The organism is uncultured Oribacterium sp., assembly GCF_902481605.1.
Taxonomy (GTDB): domain Bacteria; phylum Bacillota; class Clostridia; order Lachnospirales; family Lachnospiraceae; genus Oribacterium; species Oribacterium sinus.
In genome coordinates this window covers 1-5171 of sequence record NZ_CABSXI010000102.1, presented here as the reverse complement: position 1 = coordinate 5171, position 5171 = coordinate 1, and the positions used below count along the sequence as shown (strand labels likewise).

Below are 5171 nucleotides of genomic sequence, written 5' to 3'. Positions count from 1 at the left end.
ACTTTAACTCTAAAACGATACGAATTCCCTGTTCATTGGACTGGTTGGAAATATCCAGAATATCATTAATCTTTTTTTCCTCGCAAAGATTCGCTACATCCTGCATAAACTTACTGATGCCCTGTCCCACCATGGTATAGGGTATCTCCGTTACCACCAGCTTATCCCTGTCGGAACGACCTTCCTTTTTCTCAAAGGAGAGCTTACCTCTTAAACGAAGTCTTCCCTGTCCGCTTCGGTAGATTTCTTCCAGCTCGGACTGATTCGCTACAATTCCGCCGGTAGGAAAATCCGGTCCCGGCATGATTTCCAGCATTTCCGAAAGGGAAAGCTCCGGATTTTTAAGATAGGAAAGAATCAAAGAAATCACTTCGGACAAATTATGAGAAGGTGTAGAAGTGGTCATGCCCACTGCAATACCCTCAGAACCATTTAAAAGAAAATAAGGAATCTTTGCAGGAAGCACCACCGGCTCCTCTAATTTCCCATCATAGTTAGGCTGGAAGGGAACGGATAGAGCCAGGTCTTGCAGTAGGACATCCTCCGTAAATTTCTCCAAACGAGCCTCCGTATATCGGGGTGCCGCAGCAGAATCTCCTTCAATGGAGCCGAAGTTTCCCTGTCCCTCCACCAAAGCCTGATTCTTTTTAAAGCCCTGAGCCAAAACCACCAGAGTTTCATAGATGGAGCTGTCTCCGTGGGGGTGATATTTACCCATGGTATCACCGCAGATTCTGGCAGATTTAAGGGTTGGTCTGTCATGGAATATCCTAAGCTCTCCCATATCAAACAGGACTCTTCTTTGCACAGGCTTTAAACCGTCCCGAATATCTGGCACGGCTCTGCTGGTAATTACGCTCATGGAATAGTCCAGATAGGACTTTTGCATTTCCTCGGAAAATTCCGTGGTTAAGATTTGTTCTGGCATACTCTCTATTCCTCAGCCTTTCTATGCATCAATTTCCGCTTCCATAGCATGAGTGAAGATAAACTCTCGTCTGGGAGCCACCTCCGTACCCATCAGCATACTGGTCACCTGAGAAGCCAGCTTGGCATCCTCAATTTCCACTCTTTTCAACACCCTGTTTTCCGGATTCAGAGTGGTTTCCCAAAGCTCCTTAGGGTTCATTTCTCCAAGACCCTTAAAGCGCTTTAATTCATAGCCGGAGCTGCCATGCTTCTTTTGATAAGCAAGAAGAGCCTTTTCATCATATAAATACTGGGGCTTTTCTTTTTTATTGTCCGGAATCACCAGATACAAGGGAGGCATGGAAACATAGATATGTCCTTCCTGAATCAATTCCGGCATAAAGCGGTAAAAGAAAGTAAGTAATAAGGTATCGATATGGCTACCGTCCACATCCGCATCCGTCATTAGGATAATCTTGTGATAACGAAGCTTGGAAATATCAAAGTCGTTTCCGAAGCCCTCGGAAAAACCGCAACCGAAGGCATTGATCATGGTCTTGATTTCCGCATTGGCAAGAACCTTATCGATGGAAGCCTTCTCCACATTTAAAATCTTTCCTCTCAAAGGCAGGATGGCCTGGGTATGACGATTTCTGCTGGTTTTGGCCGAGCCTCCCGCACTGTCTCCCTCCACGATGAAGATTTCACATTCCTTCGGAGTCTTGGAAATACAGTTGGCCAGCTTTCCGTTGGAATCAAAGCTGTACTTGGACTTGGATAAAAGGTTTACCTTGGCCTTTTCTTCCTGCTTTCGAATCTTGGCGGATTTTTCCGCACAGGAAAGAATAGCCTTCACGATTTCCAGGTTTCTGTCAAAATATCGCTCCAGCTCTTCTCCTACCACGGAGGATACATCCTTGGCCGCCTCTAAAGAAGCCAGCTTGGTTTTGGTCTGCCCCTCAAAAACAGGCTCCGGATACTTTACGGAAAGCACAGCCACCATACCGTTTCTGGTATCCGCTCCGGTAAAGTTCGGATCCTTTTCCTTTAAAATTCCCAGTTGTCTTGCGTAAGTATTCATCAGCTGGGCAAATTTGGTCTTTAAGCCCACGATGTGGGTTCCCCCCTCCTGGGTATAAATCCCGTTACAAAAGCCCAGAAGATTTTCCTCAAAGCTGTCAGTAAACTGGAAGGCACATTCCACCTCCGTCTTTCCGCTTTTTCCCTGAAAGGAAATAATCGGAGACACGATTTTCGTCTGATCCTTTACCAGTTCCGCTACGAAGGCATGAAGTCCTTCCGGCTCATAGTAATCTCTGCTAACGACTTCCTCTCCCCGTTCATCCCGAAAATGAAGATGAAGTGTGGGGTTTAAGTAAGCAGTCTCGTGGAGGCGGGACATCAGCCACTCCTCTTTAAAACGGGTTTTTTCGAAAATGCTGTCATCGGGAATAAAGGTTGTTTCCGTACCGGTTTCCCTGGTTTTTCCCACCACCGGCAAGAGACCGTCAATCAGCTCTGTCTTCGGAATTCCTCTTTCGTACTCATCTTCGTAAATTTTTCCATTCTGATAAACCCTGACCCGCATATAGTTGGACAGGGCATTGACCACGGAGGAACCTACGCCGTGTAAGCCTCCGGAGGTTTTATAGGAGCTATCATCAAACTTTCCTCCGGCATGGAGGGTGGTCATTACAATTCTTTCCGCAGAAATTCCCTTCTTATGCCGGTCAACGGGGATTCCACGTCCATTATCCCGTACCGTACAGGAACCGTCCTTATGGAGAGTTACGGAAATTTCCGTACAATATCCTGCCAAATGCTCATCCACGGAATTATCCACAATTTCATAAATCAAATGATTTAAGCCCTTGCTTCCGATGGATCCGATATACATTCCCGGCCTTCTTCGTACCGCTTCCAATCCCTCTAAAACAGTAATACTGTCTGCATTATAGCTCTTTGCCATTTTTCTCCTTTTTGTTTCCCGGGCTTTTCCTTACTGCCCTCTATTGAGCTTGTCCTTACCGCCCTATGTTGAGCTTGTCATTACAGCCCTATTTTTCTATTTCGAAATTATGCTTTGGAGATCACTTCCATAAAACGACGGAAGGCCGCCTTTCCTTCTGCATTCCTTTTAAAGATTCCCGCGCAGGAAAGAACCTCCATGAAAACCTTTGCCACTTCTACCTGTACAATCTCATGGACATTCTCCGAGGAAAGATGGGGATATTTTCTTAAAATCTCCTCGGCCCAATCCGCATGCTTCTGAAGACTTTCTTGTTTCCGTAAGTCTTCTCCGGAAACCAGTGCCGTTTCCAACTCCTCCAGCTCCTGCTTCAGTCTTGCGGGAAGAACCGCAAGGCCCATAACTTCGATAAGACCGATATTTTCCTTCTTAATATGGTGATATTCCTCATGAGGATGGAACAATCCCAGGGGATGCTCCTCCGTACAAAGGTTGTTTCTAAGCACCAAATCCAGTTCAAAATCCTCTCCCCTTCTTCTGGCAATGGGGGTAATGGTGTTGTGGGGAGTCTCCTCTGTAAAGGCATGGAGAGAAACCGCCGGATCGGAATAAGAGCGGAAACGTTCCAAAATCATCGTAGCACAGGAAGAAAGCTCAGCAGAATTCTTTCCACGTAAGCGAATCACGGACATGGGCCAGTTCACGATCCCTGCCTGAATATCCGGATAGCCTTCCAAGGTAAAGTATTCCTCAACTTCCGCCTTTTCCATGGGGAAGCTGTAGTTGCCTCCCTGAAAATGTTCATGGGAAAGAATGGAGCCTCCCACTATGGGAAGATCCGCATTGGAGCCCACAAAGTAATGGGGGAATTGTTCTACAAAGGAGAAAAGCTTGGGGAAGATTTCCCCGGAAATCCGCATGGGCTTATGCTCCTTATGAAAGACGATACAATGCTCCGGATAATACACATAGGGAGAATATTGAAAATAAAACTCCTCCCCTGCCAGGTTCAGCGGAATAATTCTATGATTTTCCCTCGCCGGAAAGTCCAATCTCCCTCCGTAACCCTCACTTTCCTTACACAACATGCAAGCCGGATAGGAAGAGGACTGCATCTTTCCAAGGAGGGCAATCATCTTCGGATCCTTCTCCGGTTTACTTAGGTTAATGCTGATTTCTACAGGACCATAGTCTGTATCCTTATGAAAATGAATATCCTTCCGGATTCTGTAACGGCGAATATAGTCATTATTTTGGCTAAACTCATAAAAATATTCCGTAGCCTTTTTAGGCGATTCCTGATAATATTCCCGGAACTTTTCTTGCACATGGCTTGGACGGTCTGTAAGAATTCCCATGATTCTGGTATCCAAAAGATCCCGTTCCACCACATTGTCCTCTTTTAAAACGCCTTTTTCCAAGGCCAGGGATAAAAGTTTCGCCAGTAAACTTTCCAAATAAGAACCGTCTTCAATGCTTTCTTTAGAAATCCCCTGAAGCTTTTCTCGGATCTTCTCATAAGAATAATTCTTAGGCTCTACCGTAAGTAAAGTAGCCAGACTATTGTAGATATAAACAAAGTCCGCTTCCTCAATCAGCTTACAATAAGCACCATAAGCCACAAAGTCCTGTAATAATTCCTCTACCATCTTCCATTACTCTCCATATCCGTTAGGATTTTGAGACTGCCATCTCCAGCTGTCCTGACACATTTCCAGAATATCCTTCTCCGCCTTCCAGCCCAGAACCTCTTCCGCCTTCTTGGGACTGGAATAACAGGTAGCCACATCTCCCGCCCTTCTTTCCTCTATCACATAGGGAAGAGTCTTTCCGCAGGCTTTTTCAAAGGCATGAATAATTTCCAGAACGGAATAGCCCTTTCCGGTTCCTAAATTACATACCAAAACGCCGTCATTTTTCGATAATCTCTCCACCGCCTTCACATGCCCCTTAGCCAGGTCTACCACATGAATATAGTCTCTTACGCCTGTACCGTCCTTGGTGGGATAGTCCTGTCCGAAAACATGGATTTTTTCCAAAGCACCGGAGGCTACCTTGGCCACATAGGGAAGAAGGTTGTTGGGGATTCCCTTAGGATCCTCTCCAATCTTTCCGGAAATATGGGCACCGATAGGATTAAAATACCGGAGTAAAATCACATTCCAATCCGGATTGGCCTTTTGCACATCACATAGCATCTGCTCCTGCATCCACTTCGTCCAGCCATAAGGATTGGTGCAGGTCCCCTTGGGACAGTTTTCCGTAATGGGAATCTCCGCCGGATCTCCGTAAA

The 5171-nt window shown here is 45.9% G+C and carries 4 protein-coding genes; all 4 read right to left on the bottom strand.

The window, feature by feature from the left end; all coding sequences use genetic code 11:
- Nucleotides 1–928, bottom strand: a 928-nt coding sequence (locus RDQ32_RS10700; RefSeq protein WP_308580468.1) for a DNA gyrase subunit A, incomplete at its 3' end; no start/stop codon positions are given.
- Nucleotides 929–949: 21 nt separating this feature from the next.
- The gene (locus RDQ32_RS10695) at nucleotides 950–2878 is read right to left on the bottom strand and encodes a DNA gyrase subunit B (protein ID WP_308580467.1); all 1929 of its coding nucleotides are present in this window, start codon (nucleotides 2876–2878) and stop codon (nucleotides 950–952) included.
- 107 nt (nucleotides 2879–2985) lie between these two features.
- Entirely contained in the window at nucleotides 2986–4527 is a 1542-nt protein-coding gene (locus RDQ32_RS10690; protein ID WP_308580465.1) for a UDP-glucose--hexose-1-phosphate uridylyltransferase, read from the bottom strand.
- Nucleotides 4528–4533: 6 nt separating this feature from the next.
- The coding region (galE, locus tag RDQ32_RS10685; protein WP_308580464.1) for a UDP-glucose 4-epimerase GalE at nucleotides 4534–5171 on the bottom strand (638 nt) is incomplete at its 5' end.